Raw genomic sequence first — 20,074 nt, 5'->3', positions numbered from 1 at the left:
TCTGTCGCCATTCAAGGGGTGCTTGCTGAGCATCAACGGCCCGACGGAGGCATCACTCCAATTCGAATCCCGCGCGGGTCGGCGACACGGCTGCACCATCCGGTTCCGGCAGGACCAGCACCAGCGACGGCACGGGGCGCGGCTTCCCAGCGGTGGCGGTGATCATTAAGGTGTGGAAGCTGTGAGCATGCGTGGATCCGGTGACGACCTGTGGGAAGACTTCGTCAAGGAGTTTGAGAAGAACAACGCAGTACGGGAACCGAGTGCCGCCGAACAGGCGCGCCCGCCCGCGCGACGAAACGCGCGACGTCGGCTGCTGCTTCCGGTGGCCGCTGCGCTGCTGGTGGCAGCGGGCACGGGGGCGTACCTGCTCCGGCCGTCGAACCCTGCACCGGCCGCACCGCCCGCGCTGGCTGCGCCGGCAACGCCCGATCGCTCGCCGCACGTGGCGACGCCATTGATCAGTGCTTCGCCGACGGCATCCGGCGCTCCGATCTCGGCGATGCCGCTGTCCGTCCTTCCGACGCAGGTCCAGGGGTACACGCTGGTGGCGAGCGTGGCGCGCTCGAACTGCACCGGCCCGGACACCGTGGCGCCGACCCTCGCCGGGTTGATCACGCAGGGCCACGGCTGTCTCGGAGTCAACCTGGCGCTGTACAAGGACGCCGAAGGCAACCAGTACAACGTGGCGCTGTTCACCATGGCGGACCAGGGCGACGGCGTGCACCTGGTGAGCTTTCTCAGCTCCCACGCCGACTCCTTCGAGGTCGCCGTCCATGTCCCGCCCACGGATTCGGGTCTGCGCCGGTTGCCTGCCGACAGCGGCCGCGTGCAGGGCTTCGCAGCCTACGGGCGCGGTGTGGTCGTCGGTTCGGCCCAGTGGTCCGACGGCCGGACCACAGACCTCGACAAGCTGTCCGATCAGCTCTCGCCGCTGACCGACGCTGTCATCAAGAACGTTCCCGCCTGACGGAGCGCCCCGCCCGACTCGGTCCTCCTCGAAGGGCGCGGCGCCCTCCGGGACCAGGGCGGTTTCAAAGTCCCCAGGGCTGCCACCCGTACACACTGGCCGCATACGCCGAACGACTCGTCCACAGGACTGACCGACAGTAGTTGCCGAGCGAAGGCGCTTACTCGATGGAGACCCAGACATCGTGGAGAGGGTCCTGCCTGCAGACGAAGATGAGCAGTTCGTCGCGGGCACCCCTGAAGCCCGTCGGATCGTGGAACTCCGCATCGTAGCCGCGCTTGGCGGCTCGGAATTGGTCCTCCAGCGGGGTCCAGCTCTGTGCGCCGCGTTCTCCGTGGGGCATGGTCAGAAGCAGGCTCATCTCCGAGCCGCAACTGCACTGGACCGGCCGAGGGCAGTGTGGCCAGTACGGCCATCCACCGGTCTTGAGCCCAGGTGCCACGGAAAGATCGTTGCGGTAGTCGTAGCCGGGCCCCTCCCCGAGGCTTTCCTGCCAGGCGTAAATACGCGACTGCAACGACTCGGGGAGATCCTCGATGTCGGGGTACTCGGTGATGCGCTCGGGATGCAGAACGCACGGCTCCAAGACGTAGCCGCCGTCCGCCAGGGCACCGCGTGCCGGGAAAGTCGTGTCCGTGAGCGACCCGGCGGCCCGCCAGATGACCTTCGGAGCCGGCCCGCTGTAATGCTCGTGCATCCCTGGAACGTCAGGATGCCGATACGGGCACCACAAGATCTGAACCAGGTCCGTTCCCGCCGGGAAACGGGCCTCGGGTATGTCGGCAGCGTGAAGCTGAACGACGGGAACCATGACGACCGGTTCGTTAGGTGTGGCCGATGCCCACGTCTTCACGGTTGTCCCACGAGGGGCCCTGGCCCCGGCCTCGTCCAGGAACTCCTGCCGCTTGGCCAGCATCCTCCCCAGGGGCGAGTCGGGGTCGGCAACCTGATCGGGGAACTGGGAGATCATCTGTGCGAACTGCTGTTCGCGGACCTCGTCGGAGTGCCGGAACATCGCCAGTTCCTCAGCGGTGGCCTCTCGCTCGATCTGCACCATATGGGGCAGCTGGCAGGTCGGCCACGGCTCACCCGCAGGCCACAGCATCGGCCCGGCCACGGAACTCGCAGCCGACTCCGGTACCCCACGCCGCGGGTGCAGGCGGGTCGCATTCGTCGCATAGACCGCGAGCTCAGGCAGGACAGTGAGGATGTCGACCGGCCGGGCAGGTGTCGTGAACATCCGGCAACGATCTCAGTCCGCCACCCAACGCTGTCAAGATCCGAAGTCACGGAGAGCCACTGCCTGTCGGACGGGAAACGATCACGCGCGTCTCGGGAAGCGGTCTACGAACCGCTCAGTTCGAGCCATGTCAGCCCTACTCGTCAACACCCCTTGAGGGCGGGCCCGTACAGGAGCGTCTGGTAGACGGCGAGTCAGTCCTGGGCGGCGATGAACTCCTTCACCCCGGCGGCCAGGTGGGCGTTCAAGGACCTCGGTCAAGATCGTTTGAGAATCGGTCAAGAACATCTGACACGGGACAGCTGCGGTGCCGTTCCCGTGTCCTCTGGCACGCGATCTCGACCGATTGCCAAGTGATCTCGACCAGCGCGGTTGAGCGTCTGCTGGTACGGGCTGTCACTGCCCTGCCGTACGGTCCCCCAGGCTGGAAGGAGCAGCTGACCCGGCCCGGAACTTCCAGGGCCGGCAGCGAGAAAGGGTGCGGGACGCGTGAGCTGGGATGTTGTCGCGGAGGAGCAGCGGGTCCGATGGACGTCGGAGCCACTTCACGGCGTGGGCCCGTTGCGGTTCGGGATGACGCCCGAGGAGGCGGAGGAGGCGCTCCACGGCGTACTGGAGCTCGTCCCGTGGAGGAGTGGCAAGCCGCACTACGGGCCGGTGCTCAGCCGCGAGTACAACTACCCGCACACGCGCGACTGGCCGGCTGTCACCGCCTACTTCAGCACCGGTCGCCTGGTGGCCGTGGCGATCGACGCATTGCGCGGCCCCCAGGTCTTGCTGGACGAGATTCCGCTGGTGGGCCGCGCGCCGTCCCGGCCAGCCCGCTTCATGACCTCGCGCACCGACTGCGCTGGTCACGCTGGCGACGACGGCACCAAGCCCGCGCCCGGGCCTCCCACTACCGACGAAAAGCAGGTGCCCAGCCGTAGCGTCGTGGTTCCCGGGTTCTGGAGGTATTGAGGTGCGGCCAGGCCGGTGCTGGTGCACACTTCTGCACCGTGGAAATCACGATGGGCGAGCTGCAGCGCCTTCGATCCGAGCCGGGAGCTGAGGACGGCCAGCCGCGTCCGTTCCTCGTACGTGTCCGGTTCACCGCCGAGGAACCGGCTCAGGTCATCTCCAATGCGCGTGCGGTGTTGACGGGCGTGGTCGAGCACGTGGGTGACTGGCCTGCTTTTGAGCGCTGGCCGCAGCTGCTGCCGGCGTGGTTCATCCAGCGGTGCGCGCCCGAGCCCGCGGAGCCGGAGCATGGTGAGCCTTTCGACGCCGAGGCATGGCTGCGGCAGTGGCGGGCGATGACGCCAGAGCAGAGGGCGGCTGTCGATCAGGGGCCGTGGACGCTCTCGGGATGGCTGTACTACTTCGACCCGGCCGAGGAAGGGATGGGTGACAATCGCAGCTGGTGGTGGTGGCACGCGGGAACCGATGAGTCGGGCGGCTGGGTGCAGGTGGCCACCACTGGCTGGCCGTTCGGCAGCGGTTCGCTGTCCTGGCTGATTGAGGCCAGCGGCGGTACGGATCTCGTCTACGGGCCCTGAGGATCGAGCACTTCGCGCGGCGGCACGACCGCGGTAGCGGCTGGCACTGCAAGATCACGATCTACGGCTGGAGTACTACCCCGATCCCGTAGTTCCGGACCGTGTTCGGGTTGCCGAGCGAATCGAGGAACACGTCCGCCGCCGCACGGACGGTCATCGCCTTCCCAGTCGGCAGTTGCACGACGGTGGGCACTGCTTCCCCTTGCCGCACGTAACAGGGCCGCTTCACGTAGCGGCCGGAGAAAGTCACCGCAGGTGACGAATCAAGCTACCGCAGATATTGGGGTGTTATCTGTGGAACGACTTCACGACTACCCCGGCACCGACGGCCCCCACCACCGACCTGGTCGACGCGATCCAGGCCGAGGTGTACGCGGTGACCACCGGCCACAGCCCGAGCTAGGTCGAGGCGCGCCCGATGGCCGACGTCATGGAAGGGGTCCTCGACGAGGTCGACGGCATTGGCTCGTACGTCGGCGCCCCGGCCGGCCTGCCCACCGGCCTGGCCGGGCCAGGGCGGGCGGCCTGGCGGCGCGGACCGGGGCAGCGGGTGCGGGGACGAAGGGCGCGGCCGAACGGCGCCGCCGGCGGGGGCGTCTGGTGGAGGGTGTCGTCGTCATGCCGGAGGCTCTGCCCGCCCCGCCGTCCCGCGAACCTGGCCACCACCCGGACGGCCCATCCGCAGCCGTTCTCACCGGCCCCTGACCTGCACCAACAGCCGAAACTCACCGGCCAGCGCCCGGAACTCACGCGCCCCGAGGCGAAACTCACCGACCCCGGGGCGAAACTCCCCACTGCAGGTCAGCGGCCTGCACCGGGGAGGGGGGCCGGGTCAGGAGCGGCGCCACCAAGAGCCGGTGCGCTTCGCGTCGGCGGCCGCGGCTTCGGCGGCGGCCCGCTCGCGCTCGGCAGCCTCCCGCGCCTTCCGGACAGACGCCCAGTACGACGACCTCGACGACGACTACGGTGTCGAGGTGACCGGCTACCCGGCGGACTGGTCGGTCGCCGCCGCCCGGGCCGCGATCACCGCCGGTATTGCCCTCCTGCAGCCTCTCCTCGACGACCCCGACCCGTCGCTTCCCCCGAGCGCGGTCGGGGGAAGCGACGGGGGCGAGCGGCTCCCGGCCCGGCGGTTCAGGCCCGGCGGTTCACGCCTGCCGGTTCACGCCTGCCGGTTCACGCCTGCCGGTTCAGGCTCGGCGGCGCAGCCGGCGGCCGAGCAGGACGGCGCCGGCACCGAGCGTCGCGAGCCCCGCGGCGAGGGCCGCCGGGAGGACGCCGGACCCGGCCCGGCTCCCGGTGGCGGCGAGCTCCCCCGCGACGGGCGCGGCCGGGGCAGCTGGGGCGGCCGGGGCGGCCACGACCGCGGTGTCGGTGACGGGCGCGGTGTCCGTGACCGGCTTGGCGCCCGCGCCGGACGTGGTGCCGGACGCGCTGCCGGCACCCTGCTTGGTACCGCTGCCGGAGGCGCCCGACGTACCCGAAGTGCCGGACGTGCCCGAGGTCCCGGAGCCCTTGGACGGGGCGACGACTGTGACGGTGCCGCCCTGGGCGCACATGGTGGTCCCGCGGAACGGGGCGCCTTCGTTGACGAAGACGCACGGGTTGATCTTGGTCGCCCCCAACGGCGTGGCCGCGTCGTAGGCCACCCGGACCCGGGTCACCGTGATCTTGTGGGCACCGATCGAGGAGTCGCGTCCCTGCAGGTAGACGCCGGGCTTGCCGTCCGGGTCAGAGTTGGAGACCTTCTTCAGCGTGGTCCAGCGGCCGTCCGCGGCGCGCACCTGGACGGTGGCGTGCGGGTCGGTGAAGAGCACGTTGCCGAGGTTGACGTAGGCGGACGGGGTGGGGTTGGTCAGCACCGCGTCGAACTCGATCGGCTCGCCGCCGGCGACCGCCGTGGCAGGCACGTGCGCCAGCGAGGTGCTGATGGAGTCGACGCCGATCTTCGCGAACCGCTCGTCCAGCTTGGGCCACGATCCCGGCTCCGTGAGGCGGGAGCCCAGGGTGATGGAGCGGAAGCCGCCGTTGCTGGCGCCGTCGTGCGGCAGGCCCATCGGGGCGCCGATGCGCATGTCCAGCTTCACGCTCTTTCCGGCCGCGACCGTGATGCCGTTGATCGTGCCGTTGTACGTGACGTCGCTTTCCCCGCCGTAGAAGTCCAGCGGCACCGACTTCCAGGTGCCGTTCGCCGGGTCCTTGTAGTCGATCGTGATGGCGTGCGGCGGCGTGCCCGGCTCGGTCTCGGTCTGCAGGACGAGCGCGTAGGTGGTGGTCTCGGTGCCGGTGTTGGTCACGGTCTCGGTGAACGCGACCGGCTGCCCGGCGAAGCCGACCGTCGCCGGCGCCCGGACGGCCAGCGTCCCCTGGGGCGCGCCCTCGGCGGAGGCGGCCTGCGCCGGGACGGCGAGCAAGCCGCCGAGTGCGACGACTCCCAGCGCGGCAGCGGCGACGAGACGGCGGGAGCGGTGGGTGCGGGCGTTGGTGGACATGGTTCCCCCCGTGAGAAATGTGATGTGGACATGCCAGGCACACGCGGCGGCGCCCGGAACGGATGCACGTACGACTGCGACTGGAGCGAAGCGGACGAGGGGCGGCGACGGCCCGTGCGCCTGTCGGCCCACGGAGACCGGCTCGCGGTCGGACGGGGTCCGCCGCCTCCGGAAGGTGGCCCCCTTCCGTGCCTCTCACTGATACAGACGTGCGGCCCCCGCCGGGGTTGCAGACGGATTCGAAGAATTTTTCCGGCCGTCTCCGCACCCTCCCGGAGCGGAAGCTCCTTGCTAGCGTCCCGGCCCAGCGTCCCGGCCATGACCGAGTGGATAGCCGCCGTCGCCGCCCTCACCCTGGCCATGCCGGGCACCGCGCTCACCCGGTACGAGCGCGAGCTGCCCCACCTCGCCCAGGTGATGGACGACGCGGTCGCCGCCGGCCGCGCCGCCGCACCCGGCCGGTGAACCCCAGCAGCACCGGAGCCCGGCCCGGCCGGGCCCGGCGGGCACTCGGCCCCGGCGCCGACCAGGTGCTGGCCGACACCGTCCGCGCGGCCCGCACCCCGCCCCCGTGGTCACCGGCCGCCGTCGACGCCGCCCTGCACGCGGCGCTGGGGGAGTTCGAGCGGGCCTCCGAGCCGTGGCGGGACGCCTTCGACGGGCTGGACGAGGACGTCCTCGCCGAGGCCGCCGCCGAAGCGCGCTCCTTCGGCGCCGACCCGGCCGGCGCCGTCGACGAGCTGGTCCACGGCCTGCTCGGACAGCTCGACCACTGGCAGCAGGCGATCGGCGACCCCGGCCGCCGGCTCACCACGGCCGCGCAGGACCGGCCGCTGCCCGCCTGGGCCGCCGACGCCCGCTGCACCGAGGACGTCCGCTGGCGCCAGGCCCGCCAGGCGCTGATCCAGGCCATAGCCCGCCACCACCACGGCACCCTGCCCACCGGACCGCCCAACGACCGGCCATGGTGATCACCACCGCCCGGCACGCGGGAGATTGAGCCGGGTGACCAGCAATCAGCTCCCCCGCGGCCTCACCACCCTGATCCCGCAGTCCCGGGCCACCACCGCCAGCGAGCGGGCCGCCGCCCAGCTCCTTCACCTGCGCGAGGCGACCGTCCCGGTGCCGGTTCTCGCCGCGGCCGCCGAACTGATCGCCCCGCGGCTCGACGACCCGGACCCGGCCATCCGCGAAGCGCCAGCGCCGTCCACGCCCGCCTGCTCGCCGCCATCGAGGACGCCCCGCCCGGTGTCCTCTGACAGATGATCTTGACCTTTTGCCAGGTGAGTTTGACCGCCCGGTTCAGAGAGCGGGTTCGGTCCGGATCTCGCTGCGCGGGGAGGGAAGGATAACGGGCCCTTATCCTTCCCTTCTTCGGCGGTCCGCCGGGCGGGTGAACCAATGCGCCGGGCCGTCCCCGCACGCCGCCGCGGTCATACCGGCCGACCGACGATGGACGCTATGACGCACCGCACGGTCCCCGGGCCATGAGCACGGCCCCTTCGCCGTGGCCACCTGACTGGGCGCACTGCGGGCACGGCGCCGACCCCACTACCGACCCGGTCGGCTGCCGGGGCATCCACGTCCCCGGCCACACCGCCTGCCTGGCCCACCTCGCCGACGCCGACCGCCCCGCCTACTTCGCCGGCCTGGCCCCCGGTGCCCACATTGACCATCGCGGCACCCCCTTCACCGAGGCCCTCCTGACCGCACTTCTCCTAGCCCTCCAGGACCCCACCACAGGACGGCCCCACCTCGGCGGTGCCAGGTTCGGCGGGGCGACGTTCACCGGCGACGCCTGGTTCTCCGGGGCGACGTTCACCGGCGGAGCCTGGTTCGGCGAGGCGACATTCACCGGCGACGCCTGGTTCGACGGAGCGACATTCACCAGCGACGCCGGATTCGACGGAGCGACATTCACCAGCGGAGCCTGGTTCAGCGAGACGACATTCACCGGCGGAGCCTGGTTCGGCGGGACGACATTCACCGGCGACGCCGGATTCAACGGGGCAACATTCCCGGGCGACGCCCGGTTCGACGGCGCAACGTTCACCAGCGACGCCCGGTTCGACAGAGCGACATTCACCAGCGACGCCGGATTCAACGGGGCAACATTCACCAGCGACGCCCGGTTCGACGGAGCGGTCTTCCGCCGCCCCGGGAGGTTCGAGCGGGCCAGGTTCGAGCAAACGCGGCAGTTCGGGCCGCTGCTGGCTCACCGAGGACTGGTGCTGGACGAGGCGCAGTTCACGCAGCCGGTGCGGATCGAGATGAGCACGATCGGGCTGTCCTGCCGTCGTGCACGCTTCCCCGGCGGCGTGCAGCTTCGATTGCGGTGGGCCCGTGTCGTACTGGACGACGCCGACTTCCCCGCACCATCGATCCTCACCGGCATCCCCCAGCTGGCCAGTGACCATCGCTGGCTGCTGGCCCAGGAACCGCGCATCGCCAGCGCCTGGCAACGCCTGCTGGGAGGGGAGATCTCCGAGCGGCCGCAGCTGCTGTCCTTGCGACACGCCAACGTCGCGGGCCTGGGGCTGAGCAACATCACCGCCACCGACTGCCTGTTCACCGGCGCGCACAACCTCGACAAGCTGCGCCTGGAAGCCGACGTCGGCTTCACGACTACCTCGGCCCCGCAAGGCAGAGGACCGCGGAGCTGGGATTGGCGGCAGGTGATCGCCGAAGAACGCAGCTGGCGGGCCGCCCGGTCACGTCACCGGGCCACCCGGTTACCTCGCCGGGCCGCTTCTGCGCTCGATCGGGTCTTCCGGTCGTTCCGCTGGGTCGCCCCGCGCTGGCCGGAATGGCTCGACCGGCCGCTGCCCGGGGATCTGAACCCGGGCCAGATCGCCGCTCTGTACCGGGCCCTGCGCAAGGGGCGCGAGGACGCCAAGGACGAGCCCGGCGCCGCCGACTTCTACTACGGCGAAATGGAAATGCGCCGACACGCGCGCCCTGCCACCGGGAGCCCGGCCGATGGCCGCACCAGCAGGGGACGGGTCGAACGCTGCGTGTTGACCGCGTATTGGCTGGTGTCCGGGTACGGGCTGCGCGCCTGGCGGGCCCTTGCCTGCCTCATCGCCGTGACCGCGGTGTTCGCGCTCGTATTCCATCTGGTCGGCTTCGCCAGCCCGCCACAGCCGGTCTCGTACTGGACCAGCCTGCTGTATGCACTCCGCGCCACCCTGTCTCTCACCGACAACGAGGTGAAACTCACCGCATGGGGCAAGCTGCTACAAGCCGTCCTCCGCCTCACCGGCCCGGTCCTGCTCGGCCTCGCCCTCCTCGCACTCCGGGGCCGCGTGAAACGGTGAAACGAAATACGCCGTCATCCCCCGATCATGGCGTTCCGGGGCCGCCTGCTGCCGCGCAAGAGCCGGGCCGACGGCGGGGTTGGCGAGGGGGCTCTGCCCAGCCGGGCTCTGGGCGCCGCCGGCAGGGGTACCGGGCGTCGCGGCGTCGGCCGCCTCCGACCCGGTGATCGCGGTGGCGGTGTCGGTGCCGGCGAGCACGACGAACCGCGCCACCAGCGAGGAGACGATGGCCTCGGCGACCGCCGCGGCCGCAGCCATCTCCGCCTCGGCGGCGGCGAGAGCTTCGGCAGCGGCGGCATCCGACCCGCCGAGGGTGAAGACCGTCGGCAGCACACCGCCCGTGGTCGCCACACCCGCGGTCACCCCGAGCTCGATGAGCCTGTCCTGGCAGTCGTCGATCGCCTTCGCGTAGTCGTTGCAGATGGACTGCAGCTCCCGGCACGCGACCGCGACGACCGCGTTCGCCGTGATGGGTTCTGGTCCGCTGCCGGCCAACCGCCTGCGGCCGCGTCCGCGCGGTCTGATATGACTTCGCCTGGGCAATCGATGCCCCACGAAACCAGGGGGGGAACCTGTGCAGAGAAGCAGGCGTACATTCCGTGCCGTATCGGCGATGGCCACGTCCGCCGCGCTTGCCGTGCTGGCCACCGCGCTGACCGTCACACCGGCGGCCGCGGCCGAATCATCAACGGCTACCACCGTCCAGCGCACGGATTCGGCGTCCGGGCTCAACCTACTCCTGCGAGCGGACCCCTGGAAGACCATCCAGACTCGGCGGGCGCCGGACGGGTCCTGGGACCAGGCCCGGGAAGTTCCCCAGTTCGCCGGTCTCTGGTACTGGAGCCTGGCGGTCGACGGTGGTCGGCTCCGGATGTTCGGGGCCCAGATGGCCGGGCGGGGATTCCACTACGTCCAGTCGGCCCAAAACCCTGACGGTACCTGGGCCCCACTCTCCGAGATGACCGGCCTCACCGACCTTCCGCACGACCCGCAGTACCCCTGGATGGGCCGGATCACCGCGACCAGGGTGGCAGGCCAGCTTCAGGTCGCGGCGGTCGACGGCTCCGGCCGGGTCGTCCACACCATCGAGCGCCCGGACGGCACCTGGCAGCCCTGGGGGACGGTGAGCGCGTCCTGGGGCCTGGGCTCGGGTCAGTTCTCCAGCCTGTCCACGGCGGAGGTGAACGGTGAACTCCAGATGGTCGGCACCACATCTGCGGGCGAAGTGCTGCACACCATCCGCCATGCCGATGGCAACTGGAGCGCCTGGGGCAATGTGATGGGCGTGACCGGCACACCCTCGCCGTGGGGTCTGCCGACGGACGTCGTCGCGGCGAGCTTCAACGGCTCCCTGCAGGTCGTGGTCACGGACAACAGCCAAGCCGGTTTCTACCACACGATCCGCAACGCCGACGGCACCTGGAACCGATGGGGGGACATCGGATCCCAGGTCCACTTCGATCGGGCCGGCTTCCACGGCTTCATGATGGGCGGTGTCGAAGGCGCGAACGTGGGCGGTGAGCTGCAGCTGGTCTTCGAGTCCTCTGACAACTCCGGCTCGCTCTACCACACGATCCGTCACGCCGACGGAAGTTGGGCACAGGCTGGACTGGTCCAGCGGGCCGTCGACCTCTCGGCCTGGCGCCCGGTCAGCAACGGGGCAGCCGCCGCGGGGTGACCCTGCCCCTGGCATCACACCCGCGAACCGCGACGGCACCCCGGCTCCCCTTCAGGGCCGGGGTGCCGCCCGGCACGCTCAGGGGCCTCCTGATGCTGTTGTCAAGCCGCTGATGTGACAGGGAGCTCGCCATGACCGGCACTGTCCCTCACGGGTAAGAGCCCACAGACCGTTTGACCCGCCGACGGCCGGCACGAGCACCGCCCGGGTGTGTCGCCCGCCCTCGGGTGGCCGCTGACCGACCCCGGCGACGAGGAACTCGCCTACCTCGCGCAGTTCCCGCGGCTCGGCCCCGCTGTCCCCGACGACCCCTACCGCCGCGGCCCCCGCCACGCGGTCGTCCTCTCCGTCCCCCGGTACGCCGCCGATCAGGCCGTCGAGCACGCCCGCCACCAGCGCAACCGGATCACTGCGGGCCCACCGGCCCCCGGCGGGCTTGCCGTCGGCAAGGAAGCCGACGGCGACCTCGCTCAGGTACTGCGCGAGCTCGACCGCCGTAGCCCGGTCCGCGCCGGAGTCGGACCCGCCGCGTGCGTCGGCAGCGGCAATCCCGGTGTCGAGGTCGGCGGCGTAACGCACCAGCGCGTCGTCGAGCCGGGCGGTGGTCTCCAGGTCCAACGGCGCCTGCCCCCGCACCCGCCACAGCCGGAAGGTCTCGGCGACGTGGCGCAGCAGGGCCGTGACGTGGGTGGCGGGCATCATGAGCTCGCCGCCGTCGTACCGGTACAGCACCAGAGGGAACCGGTCGGCGTGCGATTCGTCGTCGGTCTCTCCCACAGGGCATCTGTCCTTCCTCGCCCTGTTGGGGCGGACTCGAATAACGGGGGCGGCCCACCGGCCGGGTACCGGCGGGCCGCGAGCGGACTACTCGTCGGCGGACACCTGGCCGCTGGCCTTCATGTGCCGGGCCGGGTTCACCTCGTCGGCGATCATCTCGGCGATCTCGGCCATCGGCCGGGAGCTCGGCGGCCCGGCTCCGGCGGTAGCGGCTGGGGGAGCCGGGCCTTCGTCGCGGTGAGGGGCGGGTTGGATGATCAAGGGTTGTGTGGACTCTTGAAGATCGTGCGGTGGCCGCTGGCCATAGAGACCTTGCTCGATGACGGGCGTTGATTCGACTGGCCACTCAGTGCGGGTGGCGGCCTCGGTGGCGACGGCTCCCTCGTGGCCGGCGTTGGCGTGCCGGTCGGCGTGGCGCTCGTCGTCCTGGGCCCGCTCCAGGGCCTGCGTGGTGCTCTCCAAGATGAGCCTGGCCGCCTGGGCAGCGGACCTGGCTGCGGACGTCGCCGAGCAGCCCGTGTTCCTGGCCGTCGTCCTCGTCGGCCTGCGTGGCTGGCGGGGCGCACCGGGCGGTCGAAGCCGTCAATGTCCTCGCGTTTCTCCGCGAGGACATTGACAGCGCCGGGTGTCTTCACGTCCACCCGTGGAAACCCAGGGCTCGGCTATCGCGACAACGGTCCAGTGATGATCGGTCAGGTGGTCGCGGTACCGACCACCTTGGTCGGGCGGATGCGGACGACGACACGAAGTACCTCCGCCGCGAGTTCGAGGTACTCCTGGCCGGCGCCGGGGCCTTCGTACTGTTCGGCGAGGGCAACCGCCAGAGACCGGCCGGTGTCCTCGGTGACCGTGGCGAGGCCGCGTATCTCGGCGTAGCGCAACGGGTCGGCCGGATCGTAGACGGTCAGGCTGGCGCGGGGGTCGCGGCGCAGGTTGCGTTCCTTACGGCGGCCAGCAGCGGTGGACACGAGCAGGTCGTCCCCATCGCGGCCGAGCCAGACCACCGACGTCTGCGGGCTTCCGTCCGGGTTGACGGTGGCGAGGACGGCGGGAACCGGCGCATCGAGCAGCGCCCGGACGGACTCGTTCAGCATGGCTGTCATGCGGGCGAAGCTACCCGCCACCCAGCCCGCCCCGCACCCGGTTTCGGCCACCACAACCCACCCACACCGAAGACATCATCGGAACCAAGCGCCTGACCCCCGCCCACTCCGAGCGCAGCCCCCCCCGCCAGTGATCACGCGGCGCAGGCCGAGGTCGGCGACCGCGCGCAGCACCGCGATCTGTAGGGCCAGGCGCAGGACCAGGGCACGGATCGACCGGACGGTGGGCGGGCGCCCGCGACGCTTCGGTGTGCAGGTTGCGGCATGGCGCCGCTTGAGCAGGTCGCGGTGCCACCGCAGGACCGTCTCCGGGCGGACCAGCAACACAAGACGCCGCATCCTGTCGGCGGGGAGGTGGTGGAGCAGCCCCGCGAGGACCGCGCGGTCCGTGTCGGTGATCACCGGCTTCGCGGCCTTGCGCTGCAAGACCAGCAGTTGGTGCCGCAGCGCCAGGATCTCGATGTCCTTCTCCCGGCTGCCCATCGGCAGCAGCCGCAGCAGCGCGAAGGTGTTGGTCATGGCGAGGTAGGCCAGGCGCAGCAGCACAACAGATCATCATGCCGTCCGTGCTGCCCCGCGGGGAAGACAACCACAAGGCCGACAGACGCGACCCGCGGCCAGGTGACAAGGCTGCGACCAGACCGGATGATTCATCGGCACCCACAGTCCGCGTCGGTCAGGACGTGCCACGCCTTCTCCGCAGTGCTCGCGATGTAGGTGACATAGGCGAATGACGGTTCGGTGCTGCTGCCCATGATGTGCTCCGCTCGCTCGTCCTCCACCATGGCAGTGTGGACGGAAACCCGGTGTACGGCGGGGCCGAGCCGGTCGGCGCGCTCGAGGTGGCGCCGACGGCCCGGACGGCGGTGGCGTGGCTGCCGCCGCAGGAGCTCTGGCCGGCGATCCAGGACATCCGCTGGGAGCATGATCCGCAGGTACGACGGTGGCCGCCGCATGTGAACCTGCTGTTCGGCTTCGTGCCGGAGGAGGAGTTCGCGCGGGCGGTGCCGCTGCTCGCCGCCGGAGCGGCGGAGAGCGCGGCGTTCGCCGCGCGTCTGGCCGGCGTGCGGTACTTCCGGCACCGGCATTACGCCACCGTGTGGCTCGACCCGGCCGCGGCGGGCCCGGCGCCGTGGGCCCGTCTCCACCGGGCGCTGGAGCAACGGTTCCCGCTCTGCCGCGAGCGCGGCGGCCGTTTCATCCCGCATCTGTCCCTCGGCCGCACACAGGACCCGCGGCAGCTGGCCGCCGAGTGCGCCGCCCGGCTCGGCGCACTGTCGGCGGTGGTCGAGGAGGTGGTCTTGCTCTCCCGGCGCGGCGACGAACCGATGCGGCCCCGGGCCGCGATCGCGTTGGGCACGGGCGAGGTCCGTCAACTGCCGGATTGCTAGCGGCGGGAGGCCGCGACCATCGGCCCGCGCGGCCAGGCACGGTCGCCGAGCCGGGTCAGCAGGGCCGGGGTGACGACGGGGACGAGGACGCGGTGGTCGGCGAGGAAGCCGTGCTCGATGCCCTGTCCGAGCGTCCAGGTGAAACAGGTCTTGCCGTAGATCCGGGTGTCCATCATGGAGCAGAGCGCCGTTTCGCCGGTGATGAGCAGTCAGTCGGTGCATTCGGCGCGCACGGTGCGTGTCCACCGCTCCGCGAAGGCGTTCGAGCGCGGGCTCTGCGGCGGAGTCGGGGTGACGGTCGTGCAGTTGCCGGCGAAGAAGGCGTCGAAGGCGGCGGTCAACTCGGTGTCGCGGTCGCGGATGAGGAACCGGAAGTCGCCTGCTCTGTCACCCAGGTCGAGCACACTGACGATCACTCCGAACACCGGACTGCTCACGGCGGAACCCACGTGACGATCACGGCCATCGGAGACGCGACAACCACCTCGCAGGTCCTGTTCGGCAGCACCTCCGTGCCGTTCGCCGTCTCCGGCTCCACCACACTGACCCTCTACACGCCCCCCGGGACTGTGCTCGGCGCGGTCAACGTCTCGGTCACCACCGCGGGCGGCACCAGCACCCACACCAACGGCTTCACCTACGTGTGATCCGGCCTTCCGGCCTCCCGCGGGTCCGCCGCCCGTCTCCAGGACGCCGCCGGCGCCGCCGCGCATCTGGTCGAACTCCTCCACCAGGGCGGGGCCGGGTGCGGTCGGAGACTCGGAAATCCCGGGTGGTCAGTGTTGAGCGCGCTTTCCTGGACGGCGGCCGGGGTGCGGACGTGGCGCATGGTGAGCTGCGGCGCATCGCGTCGATGCCCAGCAGGTACCGGCCGTCCTCTCCCCAGCGGGCAAGGTCGTCGTCGGCCGGGACGGCGGCCACGGGTGCAGCGGGGGTAGCAGGTGCAGCGCTGCGCGGCGCAGCGGCGGCCGGGCGCACTGCCGGGCCTGGTCTGCCCCGTCGGCCGACTGGTCGGTCGCGGCGGTCGGCAGGGCGCTGTCCATGTCCGGGATCGTAGCCGTCAAGGTCAGCGCCCGGGTCGGGTTTCGCCCCGCACCCGTCGGTGGGGCGATACTTCCAGGCTTGGTGGCCGGGACAAGGGGTTCTGCAGCATCCCGTGCCCCGGCGCCCTTGGCCGCGTTGATCAGTTCAGCGAGATCAGCGCGAGAAGGAGCACACCTTGACGACACTTCCGATCCGCAGGATCGCCATGGCCGCCGCGGCGGCGACCATGGCCACGATGACGGCGATGCAGCCGGCAATGGCCGTTGGTGCGTCCCACCGCGCGTTCACGGACCAGACCGACAGCATGTTCCAGAACGACTGTCTCACCGCCATCAATGCCTACCGTGCCAAGCACCAAGCGCCCCCGCTCACCATCGACCCGAAGCTCGTGGACTACGCCAAGACCCGGGCACAGAGGATCTCCCAGCCGGACGGCTTCAACCACAACGGCCTGGCCAACGGGTACGGCGAACTCCTCGACTGGCGCTCGTACGGCAGCAAGAGGGCTGACGCCGCCTACGCCCCGCACACCTGCAAGGACGCGGTGGACTCCTGGTACAGCGAGAGCAAGCAGTACAACTTCAACAGCCCCGGCTTCAGCGACGAAACCGGCAGCTTCACCCAGCTCGTGTGGAAGTCCACAACGAAGGTCGGCTGCGCGAGGGTGGGCGGCCCCCGCAACGGGAACCCCCAGGAAGACGGCTTCCACTGGTTCGACACCTTCATCGCCTGCAACTTCACTCCGCAGGGCAACTTCTACATGGTGGGCCAGGAAGCGCAGGCATTCGCGGACAACGTCCTGCCGGCCAAGCCGTAGGGCACCGGTAGGAGAACGCACGAAGCCCCGGGCATGCCGCCGAGGCTGGCGGCATGCTGGGTCTCGCCCCGAAACCAGCGGCGGGGCGATACTCCCAGGCTTGGCGGGCTGGGCGGCGGGCCCGGCGCTCAGTGCGTGATCGGCGGGGCTCCGCCGTAGGCACCAGGCTCCCGGCGGGCGCACTGGTGGAGGCGGCCGGTTGGCGGGCGGTCTTCCTGCTCGTCGTGGCCGGGTCGGTGCCGGCCGACTGGACGGCGCCGGGCTCGCTGCTGCCGCTCGGCGGGGCCGTCCTGCTGGTGGTTCTGTTCGGGGTGGTGGAGCTCCGCCGGGGCGGGCGGCCGATGTTCGACGTCCGGCTGTTCCGGCGGCCCGAGTTCCTCGCCGTCGTGTGCCAGCCCTTCGCCGTGCCCCTCGGCTCCGTGGTGCTGCTGGTCCACCTCCCCGCGTACCTCCAGGGCGTGGGCGGCCGGAGCGTCCTGGCCAGTGGGCTCCTGCTGCTGCCGATGACGGCGCCCGTGCTGGTGCTGCCGCTCGTCGCGGGCCGGCTCGCGACGGCGGCCTCGGTGCGGGCAGTGCTGACCGCCGCCTCCGCGCTGATCGCGACGGGCGCGCTGCTGCTCGCGGCGGTGCGGGGCGACGGTGGGTGGCTCGCGGTGCCGCTGCTACCGCTCGGCGCGGGCGTGGGGCTGGCGTTCGGGGTGATGGACGACGCGGCCGTCGGCACGGTCTCGGTCGAGCACGCGGGCGCCACCGCCGGGATCTTCAACACCATGCGGATCACCGGCGAGTCCGTCGCCGTCTCCGGGGCGGCGGCGCTCCTGACCACGCTGACCGCCGCCCGCCTGCCCGGCCTCCCGCCGGGCGAGGCGGCGCGGCTCGCGGGCCGGGCCGTCCAGGGGCAGGTGGGCGGCGCCCGGCGCGCCGCCCTGGCCGAGGGGTTCACCGGCGTGCTGCACACCCTCAGCCTGCTGCTCGCCGTCCTGTCCGCGCTGGGCGCGGTGCTCACGTACGTCGCACTGGATCCTCAGCGCAGGCCGCGGGCCGGGGGCTCGGAGTCGGTGCCGTCCTCGGCGAGGACGGTGAAGCGGTTCGGGCCGGCGAGGGAGAGGTCCGCCGGGTAGACCGACTCCGTGTCGTGGACGGGGAACTGGGTGCCTTGGTGGCCCGTGGCGGCGTCGATCCTGGTCACCGAGCTCCGGGTCATCGCCCACACGCCGGCGCCGTCCACGGCCAGGCCGGTCACCTGGTCGTCCAGTCCGGATGTCCACCGCTCGCCGCCGTCGGCGAGGGAGAAGGCGACCAGGCGGCCGGTGGCGCTCCGGGTGTTGTGGTTCTTGCCGCCGATGGTGACGTCGCCGGGCTTCTCGCCCGGCACGATCAGCAGGTCGTCCTCGACCACCGCGCCGTACAGCGGGCGCGCGGTGAACCGGTTGCGATCGGAAGCGCCGCCGAGGAGGACGTCCAGGTCGTACGCGTCGCCGGAGACCGGGATCGTCGAGCGGACGCGGCCGGACGGGTCGAAGGAGAGCACGGCGTGCGTGCCGCGGTCGCCCTTCTCGTCGGCCCAGACGGTCAGCGGGTCGGTCGCGAGCACGGCCACGTTCCGCAGCCCGTTGGCCAACGGCAGCACGGCCCGCAGCCGTTCGCTCCCGTCCGCCGGGGCCAGCGCCCGCAGCACCGGGCCGCCGTGGTCGCACTGCGCGACGGTGACGGCGGTGGCCGGACCGCCCGCCACGTGCAGAGGCGCGCAGCCGGCGTCCGGGGTGCTGCGCCACGCCGTGCTGCCGTCGGCGAGGGCGAGGGCGCGCCAGCCGCCGTCGTCCCGGACCACGGCGCGGTCCCCGGCGATGGCGAGCGAGCCCGCTTCGGCGCCGTCACCGACCCGGGCGGGTGCGTCGACCGGGGCCGTCCACCGGGCGGCGCCGTTCGCCAGGTCGAGCGCGACCACGGCGGCGCACGGCCGGTCGTGGGCGCCGTGGCCGATCAGCCCGACGCCGCCGCCGGTCTCGCGGCTCATCGCGCACACGGAGTCCTCGGCGGGCGGGGTCCAGCTCCAGGCGACCTCGCCGGTGGTGGTGCGGTAGGCCACCACTCGGTCGGGACGGGCCCGGACGACGAGGTCGCCGCTGGTCCAGGTGCCGACGGCGCGGATGCCGGTGGGGCGGTCGGCCGGGGCGGTCCAGGCGTCGTTGAGGCAGTGGCCGGCGAAGGTCACGAAGACGCCCAGGCCGAGCAGCACGCCGACGGCGGCCGAGGGCAGGCCGACCTTGGGGTGCAGCAGGGCGAGGATGAAGCCGGCGCCGCAGGGCATCAGGCCGAGGACGGCGATGATGGCCATGACGCCGACGCTCGTCCCGCCGTAGCCGTGGTCTCCCCCGAAGAGGGCGCTCAGCCCGAGCGTGATGAGCAGGGCGCCCAGCACCCCGCCCGCGACCAGCCCGAGCGTCTCCAGGTCGAAGTCGGGCCAGGACCAGGACCGTCTGGGCACCCTGTCGCTGATGGTTCCGTTCATGCCGCCCCCCGTGCGCGTGCCGGCCGGAGCCCCCTGCCCCGGCCGCAAACGATCATGTCAGAGGCCGGGCGCGGCCGGGGGGTGTTCCGCTACACCCGCGACACCCGCTGCGCCTGCTACGCCCGTCGGCCGGGTGACCGGGGTCGTGGCCTCAGTCCATGCCGAAGTGGTCGTGAACCGGCCGCACCTCGACCGCCACGACGTGGTGCCGGCCAGCGCGGCAACGGCCAGGCGGGCGCGTCACCGGCACCGACGACGTATCGGGAACGGGTACGGGCGGCCGTCCGGGCCTGGGTGGGCCGGGACGGCGGGGTGCGGATGGCGGGTGCGGGGCGGGTCAGCCGGTGACGGTCTCGGCGCGTGGGTGGAGCGCGTCCAGGAGCGCGGTCTGGTGGTCGGTCAGCTTGCCGGCGGTGCGGGCCGTTGCTTGCTTGCGCAGCCAGGTGCCGGGCCGGAAGGCCGGGTCGTCGCCGAGGCCGGTGCGGTTGGCCGGGCCGTCGAGGGTTCCGCCGGCGGCGAGGTAGGCGAGCAGGCGGCGGTAGGAGCGGTTCCAGTCCGGCTCCATCCGCCACAGCTCGTCCAGCGCCTCGAGCTTGGCCACCTGGTCCTTGGTGAGGCCCGCGGCCTTGCGCTGGCGGCGCATCCACGCGCCCACCGCGTAGTCGCCCAGCTTCGCGGTCGCCGGGATCGCGAGGTGGCCGTGCTGGTGGTGGAAGACCGCCGCGACGGCGTGCATCCGCTGCCACTCGACCGCGCGCAGCCTCACGGTCTGGAGGATCTGCGCCGCGTGGTGCCGGGCGTTGATCTTCAGCCACTCGATCGGCGACTCCACCGGCGCCGGCTGCTGCTCGCCCGCCCCGGCCTCGGTCTCGCCCTCGGCAGGCTTGGCCGCAGTGGTGTGTGCGGTGCCCTGGGGCCTGCTGGACACGACCACGCTGAGGCAGCACGAGGCGTACGAACTCGAACCGCAGCAGCTGGGATTCCGCACCCCGTGGGATGGTCTTTACGACACCTGATGGCATCACAGAGCTGAGGCCCGTCCCGTAGCGCACCAGCTGGCGCGCCACCGACCCAACCCGGTGAACCTTCTCGGTCAGAGCAACTAGCCCCGTCCTTCGCACATGACTGGTTCGGATGAACTGGTGATGCGACCGGTACCCCGGTGGGGTGCCGGTCGTTGAGCCCGGCATGCCGA

The 20,074-nt window shown here is 71.6% G+C and carries 22 protein-coding genes and 3 pseudogenes; 13 read left to right on the top strand and 12 right to left on the bottom strand.

The genetic code is table 11. The features are described from left to right. The first annotated feature begins 181 nt into the window (after positions 1–181). Positions 182–970: a hypothetical protein gene (locus ACFVWU_RS33170; protein ID WP_387627744.1), complete on the top strand. Its 789-nt coding sequence runs from the start codon at positions 182–184 to the stop codon at positions 968–970. A gap of 160 nt (positions 971–1,130) precedes the next feature. Here ACFVWU_RS33170 and ACFVWU_RS33165 read toward each other — a convergent pair whose 3' ends face one another. Continuing rightward, positions 1,131–2,210, bottom strand: a complete 1,080-nt coding sequence (locus ACFVWU_RS33165) for a hypothetical protein (RefSeq protein ID WP_387627743.1) — start codon at positions 2,208–2,210, stop codon at positions 1,131–1,133. 489 nt (positions 2,211–2,699) lie between these two features. Between ACFVWU_RS33165 and ACFVWU_RS33160 the strand changes: the two genes are divergently transcribed. Together ACFVWU_RS33160 and ACFVWU_RS33155 are read left to right on the top strand one after the other, a co-directional pair. Then, the gene (locus ACFVWU_RS33160; protein ID WP_387627771.1) at positions 2,700–3,170 is read left to right on the top strand and encodes a hypothetical protein; all 471 of its coding nucleotides are present in this window, start codon (positions 2,700–2,702) and stop codon (positions 3,168–3,170) included. A 38-nt stretch (positions 3,171–3,208) separates the two neighbouring features. Beyond that, positions 3,209–3,748 carry a hypothetical protein gene (locus tag ACFVWU_RS33155; RefSeq protein WP_387627741.1) on the top strand — a complete coding sequence of 180 codons (540 nt, stop codon included), beginning with the start codon at positions 3,209–3,211 and terminating at the stop codon, positions 3,746–3,748. A gap of 76 nt (positions 3,749–3,824) precedes the next feature. Here ACFVWU_RS33155 and ACFVWU_RS33150 read toward each other — a convergent pair. Next, positions 3,825–3,941, bottom strand: a pseudogene (locus tag ACFVWU_RS33150) (site-specific integrase); the annotation flags it as partial. 87 nt (positions 3,942–4,028) lie between these two features. Between ACFVWU_RS33150 and ACFVWU_RS33145 the strand changes: the two are divergent. Then, positions 4,029–4,151, top strand: a complete 123-nt coding sequence (locus tag ACFVWU_RS33145; protein ID WP_387627740.1) for a hypothetical protein — start codon at positions 4,029–4,031, stop codon at positions 4,149–4,151. Between the two features lie 787 nt (positions 4,152–4,938). Here ACFVWU_RS33145 and ACFVWU_RS33140 read toward each other — a convergent pair. Then, entirely contained in the window at positions 4,939–6,240 is a 1,302-nt protein-coding gene (locus tag ACFVWU_RS33140; RefSeq protein ID WP_387627738.1) for a hypothetical protein, read from the bottom strand. Positions 6,241–6,558: 318 nt separating this feature from the next. Between ACFVWU_RS33140 and ACFVWU_RS33135 the strand changes: the two genes are divergently transcribed. The 4 genes from ACFVWU_RS33135 (at position 6,559) to ACFVWU_RS33120 (ending at position 9,557) form a co-directional block, all read left to right on the top strand. Beyond that, complete coding sequence (locus tag ACFVWU_RS33135) at positions 6,559–6,705, top strand: hypothetical protein (protein ID WP_387627736.1); 147 nt, start codon at positions 6,559–6,561, stop codon at positions 6,703–6,705. After that, positions 6,702–7,211 (top strand): hypothetical protein, encoded by a 510-nt coding sequence (locus ACFVWU_RS33130; RefSeq protein WP_387627735.1) that lies wholly within the window; start codon positions 6,702–6,704, stop codon positions 7,209–7,211. The genes ACFVWU_RS33135 and ACFVWU_RS33130 overlap by 4 nt, the downstream gene beginning before the upstream one ends. A 34-nt stretch (positions 7,212–7,245) precedes the next feature. Further along, on the top strand, positions 7,246–7,506 hold the full coding sequence (locus tag ACFVWU_RS33125) for a hypothetical protein (protein WP_387627733.1): 261 nt from the start codon (positions 7,246–7,248) through the stop codon (positions 7,504–7,506). A 221-nt stretch (positions 7,507–7,727) separates the two neighbouring features. Further along, positions 7,728–9,557, top strand: coding sequence for a pentapeptide repeat-containing protein (locus tag ACFVWU_RS33120; RefSeq protein WP_387627731.1), 1,830 nt, complete (start codon positions 7,728–7,730; stop codon positions 9,555–9,557). Here ACFVWU_RS33120 and ACFVWU_RS33115 read toward each other — a convergent pair. Continuing rightward, positions 9,477–10,205 (bottom strand): hypothetical protein, encoded by a 729-nt coding sequence (locus ACFVWU_RS33115; RefSeq protein WP_387627730.1) that lies wholly within the window; start codon positions 10,203–10,205, stop codon positions 9,477–9,479. The genes ACFVWU_RS33120 and ACFVWU_RS33115 overlap by 81 nt on opposite strands. Between ACFVWU_RS33115 and ACFVWU_RS33110 the strand changes: the two genes are divergently transcribed. Further along, positions 10,171–11,235 (top strand): hypothetical protein, encoded by a 1,065-nt coding sequence (locus tag ACFVWU_RS33110; protein WP_387627729.1) that lies wholly within the window; start codon positions 10,171–10,173, stop codon positions 11,233–11,235. The genes ACFVWU_RS33115 and ACFVWU_RS33110 overlap by 35 nt on opposite strands. 78 nt (positions 11,236–11,313) lie before the next feature. Here the strand turns inward: ACFVWU_RS33110 and ACFVWU_RS33105 are convergent, their stop codons facing one another. From ACFVWU_RS33105 to ACFVWU_RS33090, 4 genes and pseudogenes are all read right to left on the bottom strand, one after another. Then, positions 11,314–12,012 carry a hypothetical protein gene (locus ACFVWU_RS33105; RefSeq protein ID WP_387627727.1) on the bottom strand — a complete coding sequence of 233 codons (699 nt, stop codon included), beginning with the start codon at positions 12,010–12,012 and terminating at the stop codon, positions 11,314–11,316. An 87-nt stretch (positions 12,013–12,099) separates the two neighbouring features. After that, the gene (locus ACFVWU_RS33100; RefSeq protein WP_387627725.1) at positions 12,100–12,474 is read right to left on the bottom strand and encodes a hypothetical protein; all 375 of its coding nucleotides are present in this window, start codon (positions 12,472–12,474) and stop codon (positions 12,100–12,102) included. Between the two features lie 230 nt (positions 12,475–12,704). Beyond that, the gene (locus ACFVWU_RS33095) at positions 12,705–13,115 is read right to left on the bottom strand and encodes a PPOX class F420-dependent oxidoreductase (protein WP_387627724.1); all 411 of its coding nucleotides are present in this window, start codon (positions 13,113–13,115) and stop codon (positions 12,705–12,707) included. Between the two features lie 135 nt (positions 13,116–13,250). Beyond that, positions 13,251–13,661, bottom strand: a pseudogene (locus ACFVWU_RS33090) (integrase); the annotation flags it as partial. A gap of 245 nt (positions 13,662–13,906) precedes the next feature. Between ACFVWU_RS33090 and ACFVWU_RS33085 the strand changes: the two are divergent. After that, a complete protein-coding gene (locus ACFVWU_RS33085; RefSeq protein ID WP_387627723.1) occupies positions 13,907–14,506 on the top strand; it encodes a 2'-5' RNA ligase family protein in 600 nt (199 codons plus the stop codon). Here ACFVWU_RS33085 and ACFVWU_RS33080 read toward each other — a convergent pair. After that, entirely contained in the window at positions 14,503–14,682 is a 180-nt protein-coding gene (locus ACFVWU_RS33080) for a hypothetical protein (RefSeq protein ID WP_387627770.1), read from the bottom strand. The genes ACFVWU_RS33085 and ACFVWU_RS33080 overlap by 4 nt on opposite strands. A gap of 33 nt (positions 14,683–14,715) precedes the next feature. Beyond that, complete coding sequence (locus ACFVWU_RS33075) at positions 14,716–14,922, bottom strand: hypothetical protein (protein ID WP_387627769.1); 207 nt, start codon at positions 14,920–14,922, stop codon at positions 14,716–14,718. A gap of 27 nt (positions 14,923–14,949) precedes the next feature. Between ACFVWU_RS33075 and ACFVWU_RS33070 the strand changes: the two are divergent. From ACFVWU_RS33070 to ACFVWU_RS33060, 3 genes and pseudogenes are all read left to right on the top strand, one after another. After that, positions 14,950–15,153 (top strand): annotated as a pseudogene (locus ACFVWU_RS33070) (IPT/TIG domain-containing protein); the annotation flags it as partial. A 572-nt stretch (positions 15,154–15,725) separates the two neighbouring features. Further along, a complete protein-coding gene (locus ACFVWU_RS33065) occupies positions 15,726–16,367 on the top strand; it encodes a CAP family protein (protein ID WP_387627721.1) in 642 nt (213 codons plus the stop codon). Between the two features lie 53 nt (positions 16,368–16,420). Continuing rightward, positions 16,421–17,488 (top strand): MFS transporter, encoded by a 1,068-nt coding sequence (locus tag ACFVWU_RS33060; protein WP_387627720.1) that lies wholly within the window; start codon positions 16,421–16,423, stop codon positions 17,486–17,488. On the opposite strand, the gene ACFVWU_RS33055 is transcribed toward ACFVWU_RS33060, so the two are convergent. Next, a complete protein-coding gene (locus tag ACFVWU_RS33055) occupies positions 17,392–18,879 on the bottom strand; it encodes a PQQ-binding-like beta-propeller repeat protein (RefSeq protein WP_387627718.1) in 1,488 nt (495 codons plus the stop codon). The two genes, ACFVWU_RS33060 and ACFVWU_RS33055, sit on opposite strands and share 97 nt — an antisense overlap. 337 nt (positions 18,880–19,216) lie before the next feature. Then, the gene (locus tag ACFVWU_RS33050) at positions 19,217–19,807 is read right to left on the bottom strand and encodes a helicase associated domain-containing protein (protein WP_387627717.1); all 591 of its coding nucleotides are present in this window, start codon (positions 19,805–19,807) and stop codon (positions 19,217–19,219) included. Between the last annotated feature and the right edge of the window lie 267 nt (positions 19,808–20,074).

Source organism: Kitasatospora sp. NPDC058190, from assembly GCF_042883685.1.
Lineage (GTDB): Bacteria > Actinomycetota > Actinomycetes > Streptomycetales > Streptomycetaceae > Kitasatospora.
Note: the sequence above shows the minus strand (reverse complement) of the source record. Positions and strands in the feature narration are given on the sequence as shown.